At 53.3% G+C, this 26334-nt stretch carries 25 protein-coding genes; 12 read left to right on the top strand and 13 right to left on the bottom strand.

What is annotated here, in order from left to right; genetic code table 11:
* Nucleotides 1-10: 10 nt before the first annotated feature.
* Both SIB66_RS07195 and SIB66_RS07190 read right to left on the bottom strand, forming a co-directional pair.
* Nucleotides 11-742: an aldehyde oxygenase (deformylating) gene (locus tag SIB66_RS07195; protein WP_063406473.1), complete on the bottom strand. Its 732-nt coding sequence runs from the start codon at nt 740-742 to the stop codon at nt 11-13.
* A gap of 74 nt (nt 743-816) precedes the next feature.
* Nucleotides 817-1638: a creatininase family protein gene (locus SIB66_RS07190; RefSeq protein ID WP_063406472.1), complete on the bottom strand. Its 822-nt coding sequence runs from the start codon at nt 1636-1638 to the stop codon at nt 817-819.
* Nucleotides 1639-1707: 69 nt separating this feature from the next.
* Here SIB66_RS07190 and SIB66_RS07185 point away from each other — a divergent pair, with 69 nt between their 5' ends.
* Genes SIB66_RS07185 through pgeF form a run of 3 tightly spaced genes read left to right on the top strand, consistent with a single transcriptional unit; the run spans nt 1708 to nt 4720 of the window.
* On the top strand, nt 1708-2973 hold the full coding sequence (locus tag SIB66_RS07185; protein WP_063406471.1) for a S1 RNA-binding domain-containing protein: 1266 nt from the start codon (nt 1708-1710) through the stop codon (nt 2971-2973).
* Nucleotides 2970-3869, top strand: a complete 900-nt coding sequence (locus SIB66_RS07180; RefSeq protein WP_063406470.1) for a Tab2/Atab2 family RNA-binding protein — start codon at nt 2970-2972, stop codon at nt 3867-3869. Before SIB66_RS07185 ends, SIB66_RS07180 begins: the two co-directional genes overlap by 4 nt.
* Complete coding sequence (gene pgeF / locus SIB66_RS07175; RefSeq protein WP_063406469.1) at nt 3866-4720, top strand: peptidoglycan editing factor PgeF; 855 nt, start codon at nt 3866-3868, stop codon at nt 4718-4720. The genes SIB66_RS07180 and pgeF overlap by 4 nt, the downstream gene beginning before the upstream one ends.
* On the opposite strand, the gene SIB66_RS07170 is transcribed toward pgeF, so the two are convergent.
* From SIB66_RS07170 to hemH, 5 genes are all read right to left on the bottom strand, one after another.
* Entirely contained in the window at nt 4705-6381 is a 1677-nt protein-coding gene (locus tag SIB66_RS07170; RefSeq protein ID WP_063406468.1) for an NAD(P)/FAD-dependent oxidoreductase, read from the bottom strand. The two genes, pgeF and SIB66_RS07170, sit on opposite strands and share 16 nt — an antisense overlap.
* Nucleotides 6382-6454: 73 nt before the next feature.
* A complete protein-coding gene (locus SIB66_RS07165) occupies nt 6455-7720 on the bottom strand; it encodes an amino acid ABC transporter substrate-binding protein (protein ID WP_074160848.1) in 1266 nt (421 codons plus the stop codon).
* 110 nt (nt 7721-7830) lie between these two features.
* Nucleotides 7831-8193, bottom strand: a complete 363-nt coding sequence (locus SIB66_RS07160) for a hypothetical protein (RefSeq protein WP_063406467.1) — start codon at nt 8191-8193, stop codon at nt 7831-7833.
* A complete protein-coding gene (gene ilvB / locus SIB66_RS07155) occupies nt 8193-9974 on the bottom strand; it encodes a biosynthetic-type acetolactate synthase large subunit (protein ID WP_074160847.1) in 1782 nt (593 codons plus the stop codon). The genes SIB66_RS07160 and ilvB overlap by 1 nt, the downstream gene beginning before the upstream one ends.
* Nucleotides 9975-10182: 208 nt before the next feature.
* Nucleotides 10183-11358, bottom strand: coding sequence for a ferrochelatase (gene hemH, locus SIB66_RS07150; protein WP_011130609.1), 1176 nt, complete (start codon nt 11356-11358; stop codon nt 10183-10185).
* A 74-nt stretch (nt 11359-11432) separates the two neighbouring features.
* Between hemH and SIB66_RS07145 the strand changes: the two genes are divergently transcribed.
* The 6 genes from SIB66_RS07145 to SIB66_RS07120 all read left to right on the top strand — a co-directional run bounded on the left by SIB66_RS07145 (nt 11433) and on the right by SIB66_RS07120 (nt 16706).
* Nucleotides 11433-12596 carry a site-specific integrase gene (locus SIB66_RS07145; RefSeq protein ID WP_063406465.1) on the top strand — a complete coding sequence of 388 codons (1164 nt, stop codon included), beginning with the start codon at nt 11433-11435 and terminating at the stop codon, nt 12594-12596.
* The gene (locus tag SIB66_RS07140; protein ID WP_063421563.1) at nt 12593-13222 is read left to right on the top strand and encodes a class I SAM-dependent methyltransferase; all 630 of its coding nucleotides are present in this window, start codon (nt 12593-12595) and stop codon (nt 13220-13222) included. The genes SIB66_RS07145 and SIB66_RS07140 overlap by 4 nt, the downstream gene beginning before the upstream one ends.
* 43 nt (nt 13223-13265) lie before the next feature.
* The gene (cobO, locus tag SIB66_RS07135; protein ID WP_011130612.1) at nt 13266-13958 is read left to right on the top strand and encodes a cob(I)yrinic acid a,c-diamide adenosyltransferase; all 693 of its coding nucleotides are present in this window, start codon (nt 13266-13268) and stop codon (nt 13956-13958) included.
* 311 nt (nt 13959-14269) lie between these two features.
* Complete coding sequence (gene pyrH, locus SIB66_RS07130) at nt 14270-14983, top strand: UMP kinase (RefSeq protein WP_063406463.1); 714 nt, start codon at nt 14270-14272, stop codon at nt 14981-14983.
* 50 nt (nt 14984-15033) lie between these two features.
* Complete coding sequence (gene frr, locus SIB66_RS07125) at nt 15034-15582, top strand: ribosome recycling factor (RefSeq protein WP_041374725.1); 549 nt, start codon at nt 15034-15036, stop codon at nt 15580-15582.
* Nucleotides 15579-16706: an NAD(P)/FAD-dependent oxidoreductase gene (locus tag SIB66_RS07120; protein WP_063406462.1), complete on the top strand. Its 1128-nt coding sequence runs from the start codon at nt 15579-15581 to the stop codon at nt 16704-16706. Before frr ends, SIB66_RS07120 begins: the two co-directional genes overlap by 4 nt.
* 169 nt (nt 16707-16875) lie before the next feature.
* Here the strand turns inward: SIB66_RS07120 and SIB66_RS07115 are convergent, their stop codons facing one another.
* The 5 genes from SIB66_RS07115 to SIB66_RS07095 form a co-directional block, all read right to left on the bottom strand.
* Nucleotides 16876-17541: an SDR family oxidoreductase gene (locus SIB66_RS07115; RefSeq protein ID WP_063406461.1), complete on the bottom strand. Its 666-nt coding sequence runs from the start codon at nt 17539-17541 to the stop codon at nt 16876-16878.
* A gap of 267 nt (nt 17542-17808) precedes the next feature.
* Nucleotides 17809-18981 carry a transaldolase gene (locus SIB66_RS07110; protein ID WP_063406460.1) on the bottom strand — a complete coding sequence of 391 codons (1173 nt, stop codon included), beginning with the start codon at nt 18979-18981 and terminating at the stop codon, nt 17809-17811.
* A gap of 93 nt (nt 18982-19074) precedes the next feature.
* A complete protein-coding gene (locus SIB66_RS07105) occupies nt 19075-20883 on the bottom strand; it encodes a peptidoglycan D,D-transpeptidase FtsI family protein (protein ID WP_063406459.1) in 1809 nt (602 codons plus the stop codon).
* Entirely contained in the window at nt 20883-21350 is a 468-nt protein-coding gene (locus SIB66_RS07100) for a hypothetical protein (protein ID WP_063421586.1), read from the bottom strand. The genes SIB66_RS07105 and SIB66_RS07100 overlap by 1 nt, the downstream gene beginning before the upstream one ends.
* A 93-nt stretch (nt 21351-21443) precedes the next feature.
* Complete coding sequence (locus tag SIB66_RS07095) at nt 21444-22694, bottom strand: CPBP family intramembrane glutamic endopeptidase (protein WP_413681214.1); 1251 nt, start codon at nt 22692-22694, stop codon at nt 21444-21446.
* On the opposite strand from SIB66_RS07095, the gene SIB66_RS07090 reads away from it, so the two are divergent.
* Genes SIB66_RS07090 through SIB66_RS07080 form a run of 3 tightly spaced genes read left to right on the top strand, consistent with a single transcriptional unit; the run spans nt 22681 to nt 25580 of the window.
* On the top strand, nt 22681-22947 hold the full coding sequence (locus SIB66_RS07090; protein WP_413681213.1) for a hypothetical protein: 267 nt from the start codon (nt 22681-22683) through the stop codon (nt 22945-22947). The genes SIB66_RS07095 and SIB66_RS07090 overlap by 14 nt on opposite strands.
* Nucleotides 22948-22987: 40 nt before the next feature.
* On the top strand, nt 22988-24319 hold the full coding sequence (locus tag SIB66_RS07085) for a histidine phosphatase family protein (RefSeq protein ID WP_063421565.1): 1332 nt from the start codon (nt 22988-22990) through the stop codon (nt 24317-24319).
* Between the two features lie 4 nt (nt 24320-24323).
* Complete coding sequence (locus SIB66_RS07080) at nt 24324-25580, top strand: dihydroorotase (RefSeq protein ID WP_063406584.1); 1257 nt, start codon at nt 24324-24326, stop codon at nt 25578-25580.
* Here SIB66_RS07080 and lepB read toward each other — a convergent pair.
* The gene (gene lepB, locus SIB66_RS07075; RefSeq protein WP_063406457.1) at nt 25570-26274 is read right to left on the bottom strand and encodes a signal peptidase I; all 705 of its coding nucleotides are present in this window, start codon (nt 26272-26274) and stop codon (nt 25570-25572) included. The genes SIB66_RS07080 and lepB overlap by 11 nt on opposite strands.
* Between the last annotated feature and the right edge of the window lie 60 nt (nt 26275-26334).

Raw genomic sequence — 26334 nt, 5'->3', positions numbered from 1 at the left:
AGGCAGCAGTTCAGCTCACAAGAGCTGCTGCTGCCATACGGGTAATTTCACGAGTGTTAAAGCCAATCTCAGTAAGAGATTCCTGGTAGGCGATTAAGAAATCCTCAATCAGATCTTCCTTATCCATCTGCAGCTCAGCAGCATCACCTGCCACCTGATCAAGCATCCTGCGAATCAAAGGCAGGTTCTCGCGATTGGCCTCAAGCAACTCCTCACGGCAACTCTCCAAATTGGCCTTGAGCCAAGCCTCGCCATAATTGAGGTGTGTGTACTCGTCCTTCACGACACCTTCAGTAATCTTGCGAGCAAAGGGGTCAGAAACAGGGATATAGGTGTGATAAGCCGAAATAGCAAAGGCTTCAATCAAGAGCGCCTGGATCAGCAAGCATGTAGGTGTTTTCCCTTGTTCTAAGGCTGTCTGGAAGTTGTCACGCAAAGGAGCAAAAAACTCCCTTGCGAAGTCCATGTCAGCCTCAACGCCAAGGTTCTTGCCGCAAGCTGTAAAGCCCTTCTTGTGCCTCATCTCCATCTTGGCAAGCCGCTTGAGCTCTTCGACATGATCGGGAAGCAGCGTGCCAATCGCGATGTAATTGTCATGGGCTTCCTGTTCGCCCTCAATAACTATTGCGTTGATTCTGCTGTATGCATCCTTATATCTATCTGAAGTGAAGTCTGGCAGGGCTTCTGAAGATCCAACAGTGCTGTCAAGAACAGCTGCCACAGGCATCTCTAGCGTAGGCATGGATCTTTTAAAAGTCGTAAGTCGAGAGACTTTAACCCTCTACTAGGGGAAATTGACTCAAGCCGCCCTTTAAATCACAAGCATTCAGGTTCTCTCACCGGAGGCCATTGGCTTCCCATCAGGCTGATCAGCAAATTAACCCAGTGATCAACCAAAGCCTGCTCCAATGCTTTCCCTAGCGCAGCATTAGCCTCTCGACTATCACCGATCACCCCGGACTCACTGAAATCGTCCGTAAGCCAAGCACATGGAGAATGGCCCTCAAGGCTCCAACCCATCGGCGGAGTGGTAGATAGGCCAGGGGTGTAGTGGTCACCATCGACAGGGCGATCAAGCCCTACCAGCTCAGGCGCCATGGACAGCATCAGGCTGGTCTCAGCCAGACCAGCATGCAGGCCTACCTCACGCTCACTTTCAGGGAGCAAATCCTTTAATGCCCCGACACCACTCCAGAGAAAACAGGGCAATACAGCCATCGCAGGGCATTGAGCACGAAGCTGCCGAGCCGCCACATGCAATAAGCCAATCTGGCCTCCATGTGCATTGAAAAGCAGCAAACGACGAACTCCCATGGCCGCCAATTGCTGACCAACTTCGATGACCAGCTGAAACATCAGGTTCGCTGAAAGGGAAAGAGTTCCTGGGAATGCTTCATGTTCCGGAGAAAATCCCAATGACTGGGCTGGCAACATCCAGATCGGCAGGTCAGCAGGCAAGCGTTCAAGGACCTCTACCAACATCCGCTCTGCAAAAAAAGCGTCCGTTATCAGAGGCAAATGCGGACCATGCTGTTCACAGGCCCCGAATGGCCAAACCAAGGTGGATCCCTCCAGACCAACCGCCTCTGCAGCCTCTGGCCAGCTGAGATGGTCAAAACGCCTGCAAGAAATAGACATCAGCCCCAATCTGCGAACAGAACCCCACCCTGCCTGTCAGAATGCTTGATCGACGACCCCAAGGCCCCCATGGCCGGATCAGGCAGTCCGCAGCCCAATAGCCCAAAGCCCCCTAAACCCGCAGCGGAAGCCCCTCGCAAGCCCCTGCAGGTCATGCACATCAGCAGACGTGGGGAACAAGAAAAGCTAGTGCGAGAAGCCGCCGAAACAACTTCACCTGGCAGCGAAGCAACTGCAGCATCAGGCCAGCTCAGCAACGCCCCCAATCGATCCGTCTCAGCTGATGCAGCCTCAGATGAGAGTCGTTTTGATCTCGGCGAGCTGCAAAACATGACGATGGCCGATCTACTTGGTCCGGCCGATCAGTCACGCCGAAGCGCTTCGGCCCCGAAGGGCATCGATCATCGCAACGAAGAAGGGCAATCCAATCCAGCACGCAGTGTCGACGATTTCGACTTCGATGAAGACGCCTTCTTGGCTGCTCTAGATGAAAACGAACCAATTGGAACCACAGGGGAAGTGGCTACAGGCAAGGTCATCGCTTTGGAAAGTGATGGTGTTTACGTCGACATCGGCGGGAAAGCACCAGGCTTTATGCCCAAAAATGAATGCGGCCTTGGCGTGATTACCAACCTCAAAGAGCGCTTCCCAAAGGGTTTAGAGGTCGAAGTACTCGTCACTCGAGAGCAAAATGCCGATGGGATGGTCACCATCAGCTGTCGAGCTCTAGAGCTGCGTAAGAGCTGGAGCAAGGTGCAGCAGATGGAGAAGGAAGGCAAGGTCGCCCAGGTCAAGGTCAATGGATTCAACCGTGGTGGAGTGACCTGCGACCTTGAAGGCCTGAGAGGATTTATCCCCCGCTCTCAGCTCCAAAATGGAGAGAATCACGAAGCGCTTGTCGGAAAAACCCTTGGTGTGGCATTCCTGGAAGTCAATCCAGAAACCCGCAAGCTGGTGCTTTCAGAGAAGCGGGCCGCTACCGCCGCCCGCTTCTCTGAACTTGAAGTAGGACAGCTCGTGGAAGGTCAAGTCGTAGCAGTGAAGCCCTACGGTTTCTTCATAGACCTAGGCGGTGTGAGTGGCCTCCTTCACCAATCCATGATCACCGGTGGCAGTCTTAGATCCCTGCGGGAGGTATTCAATCAAGGCGATCGAGTCAAAGCCTTAATCACCGAAATGGACCCTGGTCGCGGACGCATTGCCCTGAACACAGCCCTACTGGAAGGACAACCGGGCGAACTCCTAATCGAAAAAGATAAGGTTATGGCTGAAGCGACTGATCGAGCCAACAAAGCTCGTAACGTCCTTAGGCAGCAGGAACAGTCAGCAGGATGATTGCTGCCAATACGCCCAACATCACAGACCAACACCCTAAGACTGACTGGGAGCTCGACTTCTACTCGCGACCAATCCTTGAATCTGACGGCAAAAAACGTTGGGAGTTGTTAATTAGCAGCTCCCAGGACCCATCAGGAACTGCACCATTCCGCTGGGTAAAACGCTGCCCTGCAGGAGAAGTCAATTCACTGTGGCTGACCGATGCCCTGAGAGAGGCCCTGAAAGACTCTCAGCAACAAGGCTGGGAGGCCCCTCTCAGGCTTCGCTGTTGGCGTATATCGATGCGCACCATGGTGCAACGGGCTGCCGCAGAGCTTGGCATCGAAGTCATTCCAAGCCGCAGAACCTATGCCCTACTCGACTGGCTCGCCGAGCGAGAACGGGATGTCTACCCCCTTGAGGAGGGCTACATGGCTGGTCCACTGGCTCCTCCCCCAACTCCGATACCAACACCCCCAGTGCCTCTACCTGAGGCTGTAAGGGGAGACGCCTGGAGCTGGGCCTCCCTACCCTTGGGTTTGCTACGCGAAGCCCAAGAGTGGCCAATCGGCTTCGGCGGCCTACTACCAGTTGGAGCAAACGACAACGACAACATCCCCGTGCCAGGCGTTCGGATGTTCAGTCAAACCCGTGCTTTGGCTCTAGCAGGCTGGCTTGGAGGCCTGGAACCAGTTTGCTTGGCCGTCGATGGCTCGCAGCTGATGCTTGAAGCAGGTCAAGACGATCGCTGGCTGGTGACGGATTTGGATGACAAAACAGCCACGGCAGTTCAACAGAGCCTCCTAGAAGCAAGAGAGCAAGCCGGCGGACTGCAATTCATCTCTGTGCAGACCTCCCCAGAGGAAAAACGATTTGCTGGTTTCTGGATGCTGCGTGACCTGCCGCAACCATGACATCGCTGGGGCCGGCAGCGGAAACTGACAACCAAGACCCGCTTGCTACTCCAGATACCCTTTTCAACCAACTCAAAGGATGGACCTGGGTCGGTTGCTATGGGGGCTACTACCTGCAGGCCGACCTTCTACAAACGGCTGGTTTCGAACATGGATTCTTCACGCGACGCTGGCAAGATCGAGGCCCCGATCAACTAGCTGGTTACCTAAGCGCAGGCATTAGCGTTCATAGACCCCAACAAGTTCATGGCGGCAAGGTGCTCCAAGCCTCACAAGCCAACCGCCCACCCTGGCCGGAGGCTGATGGCCTCGTCAGCGACAGGGGTGGACAAAGTCTCTGGGTCTGCACTGCCGACTGCACTCCAATACTGATTGCCGACCAGTCCACGGGGCATGCAGCCGCATGTCATGTGGGCTGGAGAGGCGTAGCCGCCAAAATCCTGCAGGAAGCTCTAGCAAAGTTGGAATCTCGAGGAGCAAAAATCGAGACTCTGCTTGTTGCTCTAGGACCAGCTGTAAGCGGTTCCAACTATCAGATTCAAGTTGATGTTGCAGAAGCTGTGGCCAAAAGCCTCGAAGCAGATCCAAACAACCCACCAATCCAGCTGGAGAAACGGCTCTCCGCACTAAAAGAACGAGGCATTCTCGATGCAGACAAACAGCCACAGCGACTGAGTCTTGACATTCGCTTGGCTGCTGCTGAACAACTAAAACGAGCTGGGTTAAGCAGCGAGCAGATCAGCAGTTGCCCGCTATGCACAGTGGCAGAGCCCAGCCTCTTTTACTCATGGCGCAGGGACCACATCAAAGCTGTGCAGTGGAGTGGGATCGTTGCTCAAGCTGAAGACTGAGCAACCACAAGCTGTTTCGCCAGGGCTTCTGCAGCCCTAATCCCATCAATGCCAGCCGAAAGGATGCCTCCGGCATAACCGGCCCCTTCTCCAGCAGGAATCAGCCCAGTGGTGTTAAGCGACTCAAAGGAGTTATCCCTGGGAATACGCACAGGCGATGAGGTACGGGTCTCAACCCCAGTGAGTACAGCATCAGGATGCTCATAGCCTGGTAAACGCCTAGCGAAGGCCGGCAAGGCCTCTCTTAAAGCCTCAATCAACGGAGCCGGCAACATCTGATTGAGGTCAACCAACGTGATCCCTGGCAGATAAGAGGGAATCACCTCCCCGAGGCAAGTTGTAGGCCTGCCCGCCTGGAAATCCTCCTGGCGCTGAGCAGGGGCGCAATATCCACCCCCTCCAAGCTGAAAAGCCCTTCGTTCCAAGTCCCGCTGCAAGGCCACTCCTGCCAAAGGATCTCCTGGCCAACGCTCATAACTGCACAAATCCTGATGCTCCAAATTCACAACCAAGGCACTGTTGGCATTGCGTTCATTGCGCGTGTGTTGACTCATGCCATTGGTAACCACGCAATCTGCTTGCGATGTAGCACCCACCACAACTCCCCCCGGACACATGCAGAAGCTATAGACAGAGCGGCCATTACGAGCGTGATGCACCAACTTGTATTCCGCATGGCCGAGTTGTGGATGACCCACCATTGGACCCCAGCGCGCGCGATCGATCAGAGGCTGGGGGTGTTCGATGCGGAGTCCTACAGAAAAGGGCTTGGCCTCAAGCTTCACGCCAACCCTTTCCAACATGGCGAAGCTGTCCCGGGCTGAATGACCCAGGGCAAATAACACATGCCGACTGCTAATTGTGCTGCCATCGGCAAGCTTCAGCCCTACCACCTGCAAAGGCTTGCCAGTGCGTGAATGATCTAAATCTCGCAGCAGCAGCAATTCATCAACTCGAGTCTCAAATCGAATCTCACCACCAAGCTCCTCAATTCTGGCGCGCATTCCACGCACCACCGTGGCCAATTTGTAGGTGCCAATGTGAGGTCGGTGCACCGTAAGGATCTCTGGATTGGCTCCACTGGCCACCAATTCTTCAAGCACCTTGCGCCCATAGTGTTCAGGGTCACTCACCTGGCTATAAAGCTTTCCGTCTGAGAAAGTCCCCGCCCCACCTTCACCGAATTGGGCATTGGAATCAGGATTGAAAGGCCGCTGTCCCCTCCAGAAAGCAAAGGTTTCTAGCGTGCGCTTTTTGATCGACTGACCGCGCTCCAACAGCAAAGGCTTGAAACCCATCTGTGCCAGAAGCAGAGCTGCAAAGTAACCACAAGGGCCTGCACCCACCACAACCGGCCGCTGCGTTTCTACTTGAGGGAAATCTGTTGGCGCCTGCGCAACTGGGTAATAGCGGGTGTCTGGAGCCTTACGAATCTTTTGATTGCCTGCGTGGCGTTTCAACAGAGCAGCTTCCCCTCGAACCTTCACATCCGCGCTGTAGATGAACTGGATCCGCTCATGACGTCGAGCGTCAATACTTCTTTTCACCAGCCTGTGATTGATGAGCTGGGAAGGCGGAATACGCAACCGCTTAAGGATGACTGCTTCGATCGCCTCTGGCGAATGATCAAGGGGAAGCTTCAACTCACTCAACCGCAACACGTCATCACCTCACACGTAAAGCGCATCAGCTCCATCCAATCCTGATTCAATCCCAGCAGATTCGAGTTCTGCCTCAGTCAGGCCCCAAAGCAGAAACTCGTGTAAAAACTGTTGTCCCAGAAGGTGTCTGTCCTGCTCGCAAAGCAAAACTGCTAGCGGCACCCTCCAAACGCACTTGTTTGCCTTCGAGCCGCAAGCGCAAAGCTTTGCAAAGAGGCTGGGGTTCACTTTCTGCATCAACCCAACCAAGAGGATCAGCGCTTCCCTCTGCAGAAGCTAGAGAAGCAGACATCGTTGACAGCGCAATTATTCGAGCAGTATCAAAGCCAGCAGCGGCCAACAAATCGGGCGCCTGCCCCCAATGCTGCTCAAACGATTCAGAAAATTTCTGCCAACCAGGCCCCCGTGAGGATTGCTTCAACAAGAGCTGCTCCCAGGCTTCTGGACCGATATCACTCGCCAAATCCGATGATGCAAGCCATACCCAGGCTGGATGTTGTGGTCCCCGCCCAAGCGATCCATCCATCTGCGCCTTTTTCAAAGCCTGCGCAAGAGGACCTGATGGGCGAGACGCCAAGACAAGAGCATCAGGTCCTAGCCAGACCAGGTCCTGCTGCAAACGCTTAAGTCGTTCGCCATCGTCAGGATTCACGCTCTGCACCAACTCGGGCTCGTAGCTCTCCACCCTCCCCCCAAGAATTTCAAAGGCTTCAATAAAAGATTTCGCTGCAGCAACACCAAGCTCAGATGGATCTCGCACCACCATGACGCGGCGCCAACCCTGCTCCATCACTCGCTGAGCCATGGCCTGATGATCATCGCGAACAGGTGCCACCAAGAACCACAGGCGTGAACGTGCATCCAGCTCACCAAGACTTCGTAACGAAGCGCCCCGCTGATAAGGCAACACCACACTGAGATTGCGCTTAGACGCCAGAGCAGAAAAAGCACGAAGATCCGCAGCAGGAGGCGCCACGACCAACTTCAACCGCGGGTTACCTGATAAAGCCACAGCAGGATCATCATCCAGATTGAGAAGACGCAACTTCACAGACGCCAGCGAAAGACCGCAACCTCTTACCTTCTCCTCTCCCAACTGGAAGCCCTTGAGGAAGATCTCATTGGCACCTTCTACAGCAGAGCCCTTTGGCAACAGAACCACCACAGATGGAGACAGCAGCCCACTTGCCGAAACCGCCTGACAGCCAAGGAGGCTGGCAAAAATCATCAACCAGCTCCGCCAGGGAGCCTTAAAGAACCTTTGCCTCCAAGACCCACTTGCAATGGAATCTGCAGCCAAAGACGAACCACTTGAAGGGGCCGCTTGGGAGGGGGCCATGATCCTGAAGACCCAACGTCATCAGAGTAGGGCTGATGGATCAGACACCTCTGGCTTTATCACAAGATCTTTCTAGAGAAACAATTTGATCTTGCAGAGCCACTCCTATCTCAAGCCTGAGGCGAATCGCACGTTAAACGACCTAAACCAGCAGCCGCTAGACCTGCACTGAGATCTACATCGCTGCCGATGGAGGTCACCCGCGCCAAAAGCACACCTTCGCTAGAACCTTCTGGGCGCAGATTGACCCGCCGGCGCCTGGGTAGCTCTGACTTCAACCAAGCCATCGCTTCCGCCTCATCAGATGGATCCACCTGCAAACAAGCAAGACGAACGGTATAGGTTCGGTTGTGGTCACCAACCAGGAGCAACGAGGAGCTACTCACACGCAGCACTTCCGCCGCCATGACAGGCAATGGTGCGATGAACAAAACAAGCAGAATGCTTAGAAGAACAAACTGCAGTCGTTGCATCACAAAGAAACCCCAGAAAGTTCAGGGTGGTTAGATAAACCCACCATTTGAGCGTTGCTCTTGCCAGGAGGAACCATCGGATAGCAATTTTCATCACGTCGCACATGCACGTCGATGAGCATCGGACCTGGAGTCGCAAGGGCCTGCTTCAAACTTGACCTGAGATCCTTTCGCTCAGTGATCAACACCCCGCCAACCCTAAAGGCCTTCGCCAATGCCACGAAATCAGGCATGCCCGGAAGCATGTCAGTGGCTGAATAACGATCTTCGTAGAAGCTTTGCTGCCACTGACGAACCATCCCTTGCCAGTGGTTGTTCACAATCACAATCTTGGCTGGGATGTTGTACTCAATCAGTGTTCCCAACTCCTGAATATTCATCAGGATGCTGGAATCACCAGCGATACAAACAACCTGTTCATCTGGCAAAGCAATTTGAACACCAATAGCAGCTGGCATCCCGAAACCCATCGTTCCCAATCCCGCGCTACTAATCCACTGACGAGGCCCATTCCGTAAATATTGAGCCGCCCACATCTGATGCTGGCCCACATCAGTTGTTATGTAGGCCTCAGGAGCCAAGTCCCTTATCGCCAAGAGCACCTCCTGAGGATAAATTGGCCCCTCCTCAGGCGGAGTCATCAAGGGGTAAAGGTTCTTCCAACTCTCAATACGAGTTAGCCACGCTGAAGTCCTCAACTCAACAGACTTTTGCTTACTCAAGTCCAATAACTTCACCAAGCTAACACCAACATCACCCAATACCGCAACATCAGGACGTCGGTTCTTAGCTACTTCTGCTGGATCAATTTCAAAATGAATCACTCTTGCGCGGGGCGCAAAAGTATCAAGCTTGCCTGTAACACGGTCATCGAAACGTGCACCGACAGCGATCAACAAATCACATTCAGTAACTGCAAAGTTGGCATAGGCAGTGCCATGCATTCCCAACATCCCCAAAGCCAAAGGATGTCGCTCATCAAACGCCCCCTTACCCATCAATGTGGTGGTGACAGGTATCTGGTGACGTTCTGCAAAACCCTTAAGACTCTCGTGAGCTCCGGCAGAAATAACTCCTCCGCCAACGTAAAGGAGAGGCCTCTGAGCATCATCAATTAAATCGAGAGCCGCCTCAATTGAGGAAAGTTCTGGAGCCGGGAATCGGTGAAATCCTGCAGGCACGACCGATCCAGCTTCAACTGGCTGATAGTCGAATTCCTCCTGGCCCACATCCTTAGGGATATCAATCAACACCGGACCAGGTCTCCCAGAAGCTGCAATAAAAAATGCTTGAGCAACAACCGAAGCCAAATCTCCCGGATCGCGAACAACCCAGGAGTGTTTCACGATAGGCAGAGTGATCCCGAAAATATCAGTTTCCTGAAAAGCATCTGTACCAATGCATGGTCGAGGGACCTGTCCTGTAATCACCACCATTGGAATTGAATCCATCTGAGCCGTGGCGATACCAGTAACCAGATTGGTTGCGCCTGGCCCAGAGGTTCCAAAGCAAACTCCAACACGACCTGTAGCTCTTGCATAGCCATCAGCCGCATGGGCGCCCCCCTGCTCATGGCGAACAAGGATGTGCTTCAACCATCCCTGCTGCTCAGCCTTATAAACGGCGTCGTAAATCGGAAGGATTGCACCACCTGGATAACCAAAGATGATCTCCACACCGTTGCGGCGAAGAGCATCCATCAGGGCATCGGCGCCCGTCATACGCTTTTGCACTTGTTGTGATGAACCACCGAGAGCCGTGGTTGAAGAAGTCAAGGTCACGGCAGTGGCAAAGCATGGTCTGCTCCTAAAGATTAAGGGCCTGCCGTACAGATTGCCTATTGGTTCTTCACCATCACCAGCAAAATCAATCCTTCAGTGAGCCTGCTGCCTGAGGGCGAATGCCCCAATACAAATGGACTCCGTTGAGAACAGTCATCCCACAGACGAACCAACAAGAAGAGTGAGACGCCCCTTAATGAGCCAACACTCAGAGCAGACCGATCGCGTGCAAAGGGCCATGGCCACTGATCAGCTCCAACAAAAAAGCCGCAAACCCAAGCATGGCTATGCGTCCATTCCATGCTTCAGAACTGGTATTCAAGCCCCATTGCCATCTCTCCTGGGGATAGAACTTCACTCGACCGGCCAGCTTTGCAGCCTCATCGAGATTGATCTCTGGCCCCTCAAGACTGGATCCAACCAGATCGGCCAGACCCTCAATGAATGTGGGGTAAGTATCAAGAGCAGGCACCCGCCTGAAATGAACAATCCCTGCTTCGGTCGCCAGCTCGCGGTATTCGATATCAAGCTCGGCGAGAGTTTCGATGTGTTCGCTCACAAAGCTGATCGGCACAACCACTAAATCCCGTGTACCAGCCTCACCAAGCTGCTCAATAACTTGATCGGTATAGGGCTGAATCCATTCCTCTGGACCCACTCGGCTTTGATAGGCAAGGGAATGAGGATTGCCATAGCCAAGAAGGTTTTCCAGCTCAGCCATGATCAAAGTCGTACAAGCCTCGATCTCCTTCTGATATGGATCACCTGCTTGTTCGACATAGCTCTTGGGCACTCCATGAGCACTAAAAAACACTTGAGCTTCTTCAGGTACATCACTCAGCCGAACCTGCTCAGCGATCAACTCCGCCATGGCACGAACATATCCAGGGTGGTCGTACCAGCTGCGGATACAACGTATTGGCAGCTTGCGGAAAGATTCATCCGTCTGTCGCAAGCGCTGCAACTCTCGAAAACTCGAGCCACTGGTACTAATCGAAAAATGAGGGTAGAGGGGAAGCACCACCACCTGATCAATCCCATCAGCTTTGATATCTGCGACAGCGGATTCTGTGAATGGATGCCAATAACGCATCGCCACATAGCTCGTGGCATCGATACCGCGTTGCCGAAGCAAGCTCTGCAACTCCCGAGCCTGTTGTTCAGTGATCCGCCGCAGAGGTGAACCGCCCCCGATTGAGCGGTAAGCCTGCTCGGATTTACTGCTGCGCAGCGTGCTGATCAACCAGGCCAAAGGCCTCTGAAGAGCGGGGTTAGGCAGCCGAATGATCTCCGGATCGGCAAAAATATTAAAGAGAAAAGGCCCTACATCCTGGATACGTTCAGGCCCCCCTAGGTTCATCAAGAGGACACCGACCCGGGCCATATAGAAGAGAGTTCTTTAGAGGGACTTGAGGGTAGCTGCCATCAACGCCAAGGTGGCACCATCCCTACAAGGCCATGGAGCTGAGCAACGAGCTAATCAACATCAACCGTGCCCTGGCTGACAGCGGCATCAACCTGAGAATTGAACAGCGAGGCCAGTGGCTCAATTTACGCGGCGCACTGCCCTGCCGGAATGGAACTGGATTGATCAAAACTCAACGAATCAGTTTGCAGCTTTTGGCAGAACAAAAAGGATTGAAAGAGGCTGAGCGAATTGTGCAACTTGTGCACTACCAACTGCAACGCAAACAATTCGACTGGTCCCAGTGGACAACCAAATCAACACGGAAACAACCTGAACATATAGCGACAGGGCTCAGAGAAGCTTTGGTCAGCTTTGAAGAAGCATTCTTTACTGATCCATATCGCCGACGGTCACCGGCCGGTAGCCGCAGCACATGGACGTCCGCTTACCTTCCTTACTTACGACGACTCAAAGCCCTAGCTGTTAACAAGCAGAGCTGTTTTGATTCAGACCTTTTAAAAGACACTCTGGCCAGTTATGCAGATGGCAGCCGAAGCCGACAGCAATGCGCCACGGCCCTAGCTGCATTGGCACGCCACCTGGAAATGGCACTGCCGGAAGATTGGCGAGCAGAAGCGGATGGATATGGACTGCATCAGGCGCGCTTTCGTCAACTACCCAGCGACAAGCAGATCATCGAGGCGGTGGAGCGCATCCCCAACCCAGGATGGCGACTTGCCTATGGACTGATGGCCACTTACGGCCTGCGCAATCACGAGGTGTTCTTCTGCGACCTTGCTGCTTTAGCGAAGGGGGAAGATCAGGTACTGCGGGTCCTGCCAAACACAAAAACCGGCGAGCATCAGGTTTGGCCGTTTCATCCAGACTGGGTCGAGCATTTTGAACTTGAACAACTAGCAAACAATGCCCAGGCCCTGCCGCCGGTGAATGTCGATCTGCGTCACACCACACTCCAACAGGTGGGGAGAAGAGTGTCGGAACAATTCCGGCGCTATCAACTGCCCCTCACCCCCTACAACCTGCGGCATGCCTGGGCGGTACGCACAATCCACATCGGCCTTCCAGACACAGTTGCAGCAAGAATGATGGGCCATTCAGTGGCTATTCATACCCGCACCTATCACCACTGGATCACCCGACGTGACCAACAACAAGCGGTAGATGCAGCCCTAGCTCGACAGCTCAGCCCATGACCTCACCACTAAGAACCTTTGCCTACGAGCATCGCTGGTTTTATGACCTAGTGACAACCATTTCGGCCCTCAGCGTAGGGGGTGTAAAGCGGTTGAGGTCCTTAGGGCTGACTGCTCTTCAAGACAAGATTTCTAAAGGTGCACCAGTTTTGGATCTTTGCTGTGGGTCTGGCGAAACAGCAGCACCATGGATCGAGGCTGGTTTCGCTGTAACAGGTTTAGATCTTTCACCAAAGGCACTGGCACTAGCAGCTGAACGAACCCCCCAACTGCAATGCATCGAGGGCATGGCAGAAAAGCCACCGCTGAACAGCGGCCAATTTGCGGCCATCCAAATCAGCCTGGCCTTGCACGAATTCAGCTCAGAAGAACGACAACAAGTGCTCAAAGCCTGCATGCGTCTATTGCAACCGGGGGGTTGGCTAGTGCTGATAGACCTCCATCCAGCAGGCCCCTGCCTCAAACTGCCCCAACAGTTGTTTTGTGCCCTGTTCGAAACTGAAACCGCTCTCACAATGCTGCAAGCAGACTTGCCCAAGCAACTTCGGGAGATGGGTTACAGCACTATTGAGCAAGAACTATTAGCAGGCCGAGCACTACAACGAATCACAGCCCGCCTTCCATAATCAGCCCAACTCAAAGCATGCTCAAGACCTTGCCAACACTTTGATGACCAACCCGCCAGCTCCGCATTCGCCCTCTTCAACCGAACTCGATCACAGCGCAGAAGTTCTCGGCATAGGCGGGCATTTAGCCCCCGAAACCGACCAACAGAGCTACCGCAAACGCATGCAGCGCCGACAAGACATTCAGCGCCAACGTGTAGGAGAACGAGACAAAGAGAAGGGCCTAATCCTTGTGTTCACAGGACATGGCAAAGGCAAAACCACAGCAGCGCTAGGGCTAGCCTTACGAACCCTTGGCCATGGCGAGCATGTTGCAGTCGTGCAATTCATTAAAGGGAGTTGGCAGCCAGGCGAAGCAAAAGCGTTAAAAGTTTTTGGTGACGCATTGAGCTGGCATGCGTTTGGAGAGGGCTTCACCTGGACAACCCAAGACCGGGAAAGAGATCAGCAATTGGTATCAAAAGCCTGGCAACAGGCTCTGATTTACCTCCACAGCAACACCCACAAACTTGTAGTGCTTGATGAGGTCAATGTGGCGATGAAACTGGGATACCTCAAGGTAGAAGAAGTACTAGGGGGGATCACGGAAAGGCCACCCCTAACCCACGTAGCACTCACTGGCCGGGGCGCACCAAAGGAGCTCATTGAACGTGCAGATCTGGTCACAGAAATGACCTTGGTGCACCACCCCTTCAAGGAGCAAGGCGTCAAAGCACAAGCAGGCATTGAGTTTTGACGCAATCAATCATCTCACCTCTAAATCCACATCCAATAGCTGATCTGTAGCAACAAAAACCGACAGACCGTTCACCAGCAAAGCTCTATGCACAATGAGCTCGCTCCAACAAGAAGGATCCTGTCTGATACCTTCAAGCGCTCAGCAGCTCAGACATGCCATCACATCGATGCGACAAAACACGTTCTCTCGCATCGATCAGGAATGATGACTTCATCCAAGCGAATCTGAGAATCGACAACCCTTCAGACCATCCAGCTCAAGGACGATTAGGAGAAGGCTTGCTACTCTCTTCGGGATCTGGACGATGAATGGCCTACGCGCGAGTCCTTCTAAAACTCAGCGGCGAAGCGCTGATGGGCGATCAAAGTTATGGCATCGATCCAGCAATTGTTCAATCCATCGCAGAGGATGTAGCCAAAGTGGTGGCTAAGGGCACCCAATTGGCGATCGTGGTGGGCGGTGGCAACATTTTTAGAGGCCTAAAGGGTTCTGCCGCGGGCATGGATCGGGCCACGGCCGACTACGTCGGCATGTTGGCCACAGTGATGAATGCCATCACATTGCAGGACGGCTTAGAGCGAGCAGGAGTACCAACCCGAGTACAAACTGCAATCGAAATGCAAGAGGTGGCGGAGCCTTACATCCGTCGGCGAGCCATTCGTCATCTAGAGAAAGGTCGAGTGGTTGTGTTTGGTGGAGGCTGCGGTAATCCATTCTTCACAACTGACACCACGGCCTCACTTCGGGCTGCGGAAATCAACGCTGATGTGGTGTTCAAAGCCACGAAGGTGGATGGGGTTTATGACCGTGATCCCAAACGCTTCCCTGATGCAAAACGCTACGACTCACTCACCTTCCAGCAAGTGCTAAGCGGCGAGCTGGCGGTGATGGACAGCACTGCCATTGCCCTATGCAAAGACAACAATATCCCGATCGTTGTATTTGACCTCTTTGAACCTGGCAACATCGGCAAAGCAGTGGCTGGCGAAGCAATCGGCTCCCGTATCAGCAATGCAACCTAAACAGGCCATCCCAACTCATCCCTTCACCCAGCCTTCGCCTCTCTGAAGCCATGTCGAACCAGGATCTCAAAGACAACATGCACAAATCAGTGGAGGCCACACAACGCAACTTCGCCACCATCCGTACTGGACGCGCCAACCCGTCACTACTTGACCGAATCAACGTTGAGTATTACGGCACCGAAACGCCCCTGAAATCTCTGGCAACAATATCCACCCCTGATTCACAGACGATTGCCATACAGCCCTTTGACAATGGGTCAATGGGCCTGATTGAAAAAGCCATTGCCACTAGTGATTTGGGCTTGACACCGAACAATGACGGCAAAATCATTCGCATCAATGTGCCGCCGCTAACTGAAGAGCGCCGCAAAGAGTTCTGCAAACTGGCAGCAAAATATGCAGAAGAAGGCAAAGTAGCCCTTCGCAACATCCGTCGCGATGCAATTGATAAAGTGAAAAAGCTAGAAAAAGATGCTGAGCTCTCTAAAGATCAGAGCCATGATGAACAAGATGGGATACAAAAACTAACCGACACATTCATCACTGAAATCGAAAAATACCTCGCCGAAAAAGAAGCCGACATTCTCAAGGTTTGAGCACACCCGATGTGCTGGTCATCGGAGCAGGCGCCGCTGGATCTGCGGCAGCTTTCCATCTGGCTGCAGCCGGCCAACGCGTCACACTGCTCGAACAGAATGCACACCAAACGATCAAACCCTGTGGCGGAGGCATGGCAGCTGCGGTGCAGGAGTGGTTTCCATTTGATTTGCAATCGGTCGTTGATGAAGTTATTGAAAGGGTTGAGTTCAGCTGGCAACTCAGTGATCCCGTCGTGGCCGACCTGCAAGATTCCGCCCCTTTTTGGATTGTGCGGCGAGAGAAGCTTGATGCCCTCCTAACAAGCCAGGCGATTGATGTAGGCGCCGAACTGCTCCGGCCCTTTACGGTCAAAAGCTTGCAAAGACAAAAAGAACGGTGGCAAGTCACAGCCGATGACGGCAGACAACTTGAAGCAAGAGCGGTCGTACTGGCGAATGGCTCCCAGTCAGCTTGGCCTGAAGCCTTGGGGTTGGGACCAAAAACCCTGCATCACGCGAGCACCATGTCTGTGCGCCTGGAGGGTCGAGGCAACCTCAAAACTGGTTCAGCCCGATTTGAATTTGGGCTGGTTCATCATGGTTTTGCCTGGGCTTTCCCCTTGGCAGGAGGCGTGAATGTAGGCGTAGGTACGTTCATCGGCCGCAATGCCGCCGATAGTGATGCCGTCTTGGAACAACTGCTACCGAACCTGGGATTTGACCCGCAAGCAGGCAAACGACAAGAAGCATCTTTACGGGTCTGGAACGGCCATCAAACACTGCATGGCGATGGTGTCGTCGCCGTGGGAGATGCGGCATCACTATGCGATCCGTTCCTGGCAGAAGGTCTACGCCCAGCGTTGATGAGTGGATGCGAAGCAGCCCGCTGCCTGAATCATTGGTTGAACGGTGATACCAACAACCTGGCTGATTACAGCCAAACCATGCGACAACGGTGGGGAGACTCCATGGCCTGGGGCAAGAGGATTGCTCAGGTGTTTTATCGATTCCCCAAGGTGGGATATCAGCTTGGGATCAAAAGGCCAACAGCTCCACAACGGATTGCTCAGATCCTTTCTGGAGAGATGGGATATGGCGACATTGCCCAGCGTGTAATTAAACGGTTGCTATTGCAACGTTAATTACATAAAAGAATAAAGATTGGCCGAACGAAGTTCGACAACTAGCATTCAAGCATTCCTAATTCAAAATAAACTTCAGCGTGAGCAGTAAAGTGCCCTCAAATGATTACGAAGAACGCAAAATTACAGGCCAAAAGCAACGTCAATCACTTCTTCACAAAAACAATTTTTACCAAGGAAGAATCTCCCCATTGGCATGCCAAAAACTACCTGAGTTTTCCAAATTGAGATTGTCGATACGGGCCAACAAGCCATCAACCGATTCTTCTGGAGTAATGCCTTGATCAGTGAATCCTGTCATGCGGGTACGCACAAGCCCTGGATGGAGAATCGCCACGGCAATGCCTTGAGATTTAAGGTCGATAGCTAATGACTTTCCTGCCATACACAAAGCCACCTTTGACATCCTGTAGCCATAAGAACCGCCGGAGCTGTTGTCATCGATCGAGCCCATCCGGCTAGTCATCAAAATGACTTTTGCGCCAGGAAGCAGATGATCCAAAAGAGCATGTGTGACACGTAATGGCCCAATAGCATTGACCTCGAACTGACGACGAAGGCTCTCAGGATCAAAATTTTTCAAATTCGTGCTTTCCAAAATGCCGGCATTGTGGATCAGCACATCGATCGGCAGGCTGCGAAGCCGTTGCTTCAAGCTCGCAATCGATCCATCTGAAGTGATCTCGACCCCGGCCTCAATACGCACGCCTAAGCCTTCCAAGTGCTGCGAAGGCTTACGGCAAGCAGCCACAACCACGTCACCACGAGCATGAAGCTGACGACAATATTCATAGCCAATGCCGCGATTCGTTCCTGTGATCAGATAGGTCGCCAAGAGCAGAGAAAGCAGAAGCCTATTTAGAAAATAACTTTATAGCGGCAGGAGATCTTTGCACGCATTCCAGTTGGATTGGCAGGATTGCCAACCCTGATCTCTCTAATGCTCTGATCAAACGATACCGATCTTGGGATTCAGAGTATTAGTACTTTCAAGATGGCAGAAAAACTCCCCAGCTTCAATTCAGGCAAAGTAGAGTATTTTTCAACACTATAAGGAATGACGATAAATACTCATCCCCTTATTAACTTATTTAGCAAGCCTTCAAGCTGTTGTTAGCGCCAAAGCAGCACCCAGCCCGGAACGAACATCTTCCTGAAGAAGTCGGCCATCATGGTCATGATCTAAGGCATCAAATACCGCATCACTACCGAGCCATTCTTCTCTAGTAATACAACCATCACCATCGAGATCATTGAGCATGAAAATCTCTTGAACAACATGGCAGAAGGCTGCTCCTCCCTCCAAAACAGCTAATCGATGCGCCAACTGAGCCTCAAGAGTTTCAATCGCCTTGCTAAAGCCGCGAATCCCTTCATCTAACTTCTCAAAAGCCATGCGATCAGCCCTCATCATTGACTCAAAACTCTCCTTTTCAACATGGATCTGAGACTCTGCAGCAACAGGATTGACCGCATCCAACTTACGCATCAGCGGAGCCTCTGTACTACCCAGCTGATCCAAAAGCTTTGGTGAAATGGTCAACAAATCACATCCAGCCAATTCAATAATTTCGTCAAGATTGCGGAAACTCGCACCCATGATCTCAGTCTTGTAATCATAGGTTTTGAAGTAATTAAAGATCTTGGTCACCGAGATCACACCAGGATCTTCTGGACCTGCATAAGAATCCCGACCAGTTGACGCTTTGTACCAATCAAGGATTCGCCCAACAAAAGGAGAGATCAAAGTGACTCCTGCTTCTGCACAAGCGACAGCCTGGGAAAAGCCAAATAGCAGAGTTAAGTTGCAATGAATTCCATCCTTCTCCAAAACCTCAGCCGCTTTTATACCCTCCCAAGTAGAAGCTATCTTGATCAAAACGCGATCATTAGTAATGCCAGCGTCGTTATATAGGCCAATGAGTTTGTGAGCCTTGGCGATTGTGGCTTCAGTATTGAAACTGAGGCGAGCATCCACTTCAGTGGAAACACGGCCAGGAACAATCTTGAGAATTTCCTTTCCAAAGATTACACAAATCTCATCGAGAGCCTCATGGACCACCTCCTCCACAGCTGCAGAGTTGCCCAATAACTGACGGGAGGAATGAAGAGCCTCATCGATCAAACTCTGATAAGCAGGAATCTGAGCCGCCGCAAGGATCAATGAAGGGTTGGTCGTGGCATCCCTGGGGGTGAACTTTCTAATCGCGTCCAAATCACCGGTATCCGCCACGACCACGGTCATGGTGGAAAGCTGCTCAAGGAGTGTGGCCATGAAGCAGAACGTCTCGCAAGATCTTTAAGCTAGCGGCGTTTTTTTTTGCTGACAGCCCAGGTTCAGAACTCACCATCGAAGCTTTGCCAAGACTTAGCCTTTGGCCGGCTGAGAATGGGTCTGCTCATTGCTAGGTGGAATTTTTTCAAGCACCAGCAAAGCATCAATGATCTGCTTCGCCACAGGCACCGCCACCGTGGACCCATAAGCATTGCCCCCCTGGGGTTCATCCACCACGACGACCACCACATAGCGAGGATTGTCAACCGGCAGATGGGCAACAAAGCTGCAAATCTTTGCTCCTGGCAAATAAACCCCATTCAGTGCTTTCTGAGCAGTGCCGGTCTTGCCACCAATGCGATAACCAGGTGTTTTCGCCCCTTCCCCACTCCCTTTCTCTACAACCGATTCCATCCAGTCCCGCACAATCCTGGTGACATCTGGGCGCAGTAGTTGATGTCCAGTTGTTGCGGCGGCGCGTGGAGCCAACGCTTCTCCCGCCCGCAAGCCCCTAGTGATGTGGGGACTCACCAATCGGCCACCATTGGCAATCAAGGCATGCAACTGAGCCAGCTTCAGTGGCGTGAGCGACAGTCCCTGTCCAAATGCCGCCGTGGCCGGCTCAATTGGCTGAGCCACGAACTGCTCCTTCATCTTTAACTGACCTGCAATAGCCCCCGGCAGATCGGTATCGGGCTTGACATCAAGTCCTAGCCGTCGCAACCAATCCCAGTACAGCGAGGGTTTGAGCTGACGCATGATCTTCACCATGCCGACGTTGCTAGAAACCTGCAGCACCTTGGCGTAATCGATCACCCCATGGATCTGACGATCATGGTTGGAGATTGGCCATCCACCGATCTTCAGTGATCCGTTGTCGTTCACCATTCCCCCCGGCTCAATCACACCTTCCTGAAGAGCAAGGGCAAGGTTGATCGGCTTGAAGGTAGAACCAGGTTCATAAAGGTCCTGAACGGACCACTCGCGAAAGAGAGAGGGCGAATATTTCCAATACTTGTTCGGGTCATATGTGGGTGTAGACGCCAGCGCCAGCAACTCTCCATTGGTGACATCAATCACGATGGCCACTCCCTTCTTTGCCTGCCACTCTTTGACCTGGGCCACAAGTGCCTGCCCAGCCAGCTCCTGCAAACGAGCATCCAAAGTGAGCTGCAGGCTTAGATGATCGCCATAAAACACTCCCGGAGCCAGGTCGTCAGGAAGGGGGGTGCCATCCGCTCCTCGGCGCAGGCTGCGAACCTGTTCATGACGCAACAAATCCTCGTGGCGACTTTGCTCCAATCCCGCCTGTGGGACTCGATCCAAATTAAGAAAGCCCACCACGTTGGCAAACAGAGAGCCCTGCGGATAGAGCCGCTGTGGATAAGCCTCAAGATCTAAACCACTGATACCAAGGTTGCGGATTTCATTGACGATGTCCTGATCCAATCCTTCAGCAAGCTTCACACCAGAAGGACGGTCACCAAATCGCTGAACCAATTCGGCAACAGGAATCGCCAACACCCCGGAGAGCTTGCGAGCAACATCCAGTGGCTTACGAATCAAACCGGGATCATCCCCGGGGAAATTAAAATAACGAGGATGAGCCCAAAGCCGAAAGCGTTCCTCATCGAGAGCCACCAGCCGTCCATTGCGGTCCACAATTGAACGACGTGTCCCAATCGGTTGGGTTCGCTGGGTCTGCAAAGCCCTTGCACGGGCTTCAAGTTCCGGTGCTTGCAGAACCTGCAGCCAAGCCATCCGGCCCACAAGTCCAATCAGCCCAACGCAGAGGATGGAAAACACCCATCGCATCCGATGAGCAGGAACTGATTCCAACGCAATCACGTCCTGGGCACGCCTCCTGGAACTTCGTGAGCGACGAGCCTTTGAGGCAGGCATCAGTAGCCGTGACTAATGGGTTGGCCCATCAATTGGCTAAGCAGTTGCGACTCTCCAGAAACAACACCACCAGGCGGATCAGCAGAGCGTTCGAGATAAAGAAGGTTGGCAACCTTTGTGAGAACCATCGACTGAGGCAACCTGGTTTCAGCCAACAAGTGACGCTCAATCATCGCGGTTGACTCCGTAAGACGATGAGCCAATGAGCGAGTGGTCTCCAGCCTGTTGAAAGCAATGGTCCAACGATGCTGCCAATGCAGCGTGAGAGCAGACATCAATGCCGCAGCAACCAAAACACCGATCAATGCACCATCAGCAGCCCGATGCAGTCCTGCAAGAACTGGCGACTGGCGAGCCACCTTCCTTGAAGACAAGGATCCCTGGATCAGCTCAAGTGTGCGGACAGATCGTGCCCGCGAAACATCACGGTTAGCAGTTACCGAACGCTGTTGGAGTGCGGCAACCACCGAATAAGCCAATGTAATAAATCAGTGAACCACCCTCAATAGGCCTCCGCAAGGCTAAGTCGCTGACAATCACATGCTCATTGAAGAGTCTAGTTATCCGCCAAGCAGCAAAAGATTGATGAAAGTAACCCCATTCCAGAGGGCATGCATCAGCACGCAAGGCAAAAGACGACCTGAACTAAGCCTTAATAGACCGAGTCCCAAGCCCAACACAAACAGCGGAGGTAATTCACCAACACTCAGGTGAGCCACACCAAACACCAACGCGCTGGTTACCACACCCCATAGCGGACCAAAAGATTTCGCCAATACAGGCAGAAGCGCACCACGAAAAACCAACTCCTCAAAGAGAGGCGCCAGAATCACAGCGGTGGTGGCTAGCAACATCAAGGCCAATGGATCCTTGCTGCGCAGTACCAGTTCCAATAAGGGGTTACTTCCCCCTTGATCCCCCAACAGCAATCCCATCAGCCATCCAGTCAATAGAACCAACGGCATCACCATCAACCAGCCTCGACCTGCCTTCAGCAACGCTGAACCCCAAGGTCGCAGACGCCACTGCAACCATCCATCAACGGGCCGATCAGTTGCCTGCAGACTGCGCAGCTGCTGACGCAGAATCAACAATGGCGGTAGTGCCAAAGCGCCGTAGCCAATCACCACTGTCAACGCTTTGCTCAAGGGGCTGTCCATCCCCCTAGTCATCAAGGCACTCAGCGGAGCCACGAAAGCGGGAGCAATCACCTCACCCAAGACCACAAATCCACAGGCAATCAGGAGCACCATGTCCGTTAAGGAAAGTGGTAAGGCCTGAAGCGGTGGCCAGGGAGCAACAGACTTGCGGAACAACATCCAAAGATGACGCAACAAAAGCCCAGTACCGGCAAGTAGAGCCGCCGCCGGTAACACCACGCTCAAGACCAGCCTCAAAGCCATGCTCGATGCGACACGGGGATTCACGCAGTCATCGCGATCCCCGCCAAGAGCAAAGCAACCAACCTGCTGAAGCAAAGGGTCCCCGCTTAATGAGCCAAGCGCCTCAAGATCAGCAAGTGACAGGCCCCCTTCTTGCGTACTAGCCAGTAGCGCCTGCTCTAGAGGAATCAGTAACGGTGACTGCACTGAAGCAGCCAGGAGCTCACGACGTTCTGCCCCTGAAGATTGGAGTCCGGCGAGCAACAGCCTCTGGCGGTCATTCAACTGAGTGAGAGGGATCTCACCGAGAGCTTCTTGCAAAGCCAATGTTGGATCCTCACCCACCAGCAGAGGCCTAATTGCTGCAGGGACGGCCTGATCAGCAAGCAAAGCCATCTCCTGTTGCTGCATGGAGATGGTTGGGGTCACTGACGGCCTGCTGAAGCTGTCTTGCAACCCCACAAACCAAATCAAAACCGCGAACATCAGTGATACAAAAGCCAGTCCGACTTTCCAAAGCGGCTCACGGGTGTATCGCCTGATCAGGCTGAACAGGGGATCAAAGCTCAACGACCAGGCATCAATTGAAGCTGATTCTCGCTGCCCGCAGCACAGCGCGCTGACAGCTGTTCAACACTTCCTAAAGGGCATCGCCGCCGACCATCCCATACTGCGCTGGTAGGGGGGCCCCATACGATGGCCGCGTCAAAACATCTTTGCCGGTGCCCCTGCGTCTTCTCCTCGTCCGTCATGGTCTGAGCAGCTTCAACCGCGAGCGACGGATTCAGGGTCGCAGTGATCTTTCCACGCTCACCTCGGAAGGCCAAGAACAGGCCCGTCAAACTGGACAAGCCCTGAAAGAAATCCAAATCAATGCTGTTTACAGCTCCCCTCTGAAGCGGGCCGCATCCACAACAACAAACCTACTAGCAAGCAAAGGCAGTGATCTCAGGCCTTGCTTCGATGATGGGCTACTGGAAATCGACCTGGCTCCATGGAGTGGTCTCTGCAGCGATGAGGTAAAGATCACGTTCCCAAATGCCTATCGCACCTGGAAGCAACAACCACAGGAATTGGTTCTCAAGCGAGAAGACGGCAATCCCTACAAACCCATTGGCGAGCTGATGGAACAGGCTCGTGAATTCCTACGCAAACTCATTCAACGTCACCCACTGGAGGGTGACGAAACAGTTCTGGTTGTTTCGCACAATTGCATCCTGCGCTGCTTAATCCTTGTTCTACTTGGTGAGCCAGACCAAGGATTGCGACGACTGCGCCTCGACAACGCCTCCCTCTCAGTGTTCAACCTGATACCCCTCTCAGAGCAATCCCATCAAGCACAAATCGAATGCCTCAACAGCACCGCTCACTTGCCTCAGCAACTACCCAGCAAAGGGAAGGGTCCGAGACTGATCCTTGTGCGCCATGGTGAAACCGACTGGAACCAACAAGGCCGGTTCCAAGGCCAAATCGACATCCCGCTGAATAAAAATGGCTTCGCGCAAGCCGCCGCCGCCGGAGCATTCCTAAGCGATGTGTTGATCGATCAGGCCTACAGCAGTTCGATGACCCGACCAAGACAAACGGCGGAAGCCATCCTCAAGCACCATCCAGATGTCCAACTCGAAGTCACCCAGGGGCTGGTGGAAATCGGCCATGGCCTTTGGGAAGGGAAGCTGGAATCAGACATTGAAGCAGGCTGGCCTGAACTGCTAGATGCCTGGAAACAAGCTCCGCAGACGGTGCAGATGCCTGAAGGCGAAACCATCCAGGATGTATGGGAGCGTTCCGTGGCCTGCTGGAACAAGATCGCCAACAGCCTGGCTCCAGAAGCAACAGCGCTCGTGGTGGCTCATGACGCTGTCAACAAAACGATTCTCTGCCATCTACTCGGAATGACCCCGGCTGATATCTGGGCAGTCAAACAAGGGAATGGAGGTGTCACGGTGGTCGACATCGCTACAGATCCCGGCCAACCTGCAGTGGTGACCTCTCTCAACCTCACCTCTCACCTTGGTGGTGTGCTCGATCGCACAGCTGCTGGGGCGCTCTAACGTGATGCCCGAGGCACAACTTCTAGACCCCATAAGGATCCTGCACGGGTCGGATCAACCTGTCGTTGAAGATGCTGTGCTGATCAGAGACAGCCATCTGATCGCCTTTGGAGCGAAGGCACGTAAACAGGCTCAACAGCTCGGGCTGCCCCCCAAATCAGCCAGCCAACAACTACTCGCCCCCTGTCTTGTAGACCCCCATTCCATCCTTGAAAATCCAATCAGTGGTCATTGCGAAACCCTTGCAAGCCTGAGACATGCAGCAGCTGCTGCCGGTTATGGCCAACTAGCTCTGCTACCCCGCAGTTCCTCCTGGCGTGATCGCCCCGAAAGATTGCAGGGATTTTTAAATCCAAATAGCGATGTCGACATTCACTTGTGGGGCAGCTTTAGCAGAGATGGTGCCGGCAGCGAACTATCCCCCCACGCGGATTTAGTGCACCACGGTGCCGTAGGACTGGCAAACGACGATTTAATCCTGCCGATCGCTCTCCTACAACGGGGGCTGGTGTTAGGCGAAATGGGATCAGCCCCAGTGTTAATCGCCCCCAGAGATGAAAAAATTCAAGGTGGCGGGATGGTGCGCGAAGGCGTTGAAACACTACGAGCGGGCTGGGCACCTGACCCCTTCGCCAGCGAAACCCTCCCCCTAGGACAACTTCTCGAACTTCATCGGCAGCACCCTGAACGTTCCCTAAGACTGATGAACCTGGCCACTGCCCCTGGAGTCGCCATCTTGGGGTCTTGTCCCTCCCCGCCTATGGCCAGCGTGTGCTGGTGGCATCTGGTGACTGACCAAAGCAAACTTGATCCCACAGAGCTCGGATGGAGGGTCATCCCATCTCTTGGTAGTCCTCGGGATCGAGCAGCCTTGATCAAGGCCCTTGCCAATGGCACCCTCACGGCCGTAGCTGTCCATGCCATACCCCTTGATGAGGAAGATACCCAACTGCCTCCAAATCAGCTTGAGCCTGGCCTAGCAGGCCATCAACTCGTGCTGCCTGCGCTTTGGCAAGAGCTTGTGGTCAAGGCTGCTTGGTCTGTAGAGCAGCTTTGGCATGCTCTTAGTTTTGGACCGTCAAAAATGCTCAACCTGCCCGAAGAACGCTTGACCGTTGGCAGCCGGCGCTGGCTCATGTTCGACCCTGATCAGCTCTGGATCCAAGATCGGCACAGTGATCATGCCCCCAAAGCCGCTAATCAACCCTGGCAGGGCTGCCAACTGCAAGGCCGTGTCGTGGCATGTGGACTCAGGGAATAAGTGAGCCGAAACGATCAAAAGGCCAAAAACGCCATAAAGCACGCCCGAGGATCTCTTTCTCAGGCAGAAATCCCCAAATTCGTCCATCAGTGCTATTGCTTCGGTTATCTCCCAGCACCAAGACATGATCGCTGGGAACTGTCGCGATCAGAGAATTGCAAGGTCCCATTCCCCTGTTGTTCACAGGGCAATACTGGGTTACATAGGGCTCCTTCAGCCTCTGTCCATTCACGCTCACTTCTCCCCTGGGATTGATCGAAACCTGGTCCCCACCCACGGCGACAACACGCTTAATCCAAGCATCACAGCTGGGATTGGTTAGTCCTATCGAGTTCATAAAAGGAAGGTTCACCACAAAGCAAGGAAGGGAACTCTGACCACTCTTCAAATTCAACGCAGAATTAAAGGAATAGGGCGTGTTAAACACCACGATCTCCCCACGACGTGGAGATCGACTGCGAAGGCTGACTTTCTCAACCAGCAAACGATCCTGGACTTGCAGCCCTGGGATCATCGATTCAGAAGGAATGTATCTCGCCTCAGCGACGTAATGACGAATGCCGAAATACAGGCCCAAAGTGAAGAAGACTGGTCCCCAGAAATCCCAAAATGGATGAGGTTTAGAGGTTGATGCTCCCTGGGGAGCAGACGCCTTATCGTTAGTGGGACGGTCCTGCTGCTGCGCGTCAGACAACTCAGCCCTGTTATGAATTCGATGATTAACGATAAGGCCAGCCTGTACGGCCCCTTAGCG

It is taken from the genome of Prochlorococcus sp. MIT 1318 (assembly GCF_047304505.1).
Classification (GTDB): Bacteria; Cyanobacteriota; Cyanobacteriia; order PCC-6307; family Cyanobiaceae; genus Prochlorococcus; species Prochlorococcus marinus_D.
The sequence above is the reverse complement of the archived record's forward strand: the minus strand, read 5'-3'. Positions and strand labels throughout refer to the sequence as shown.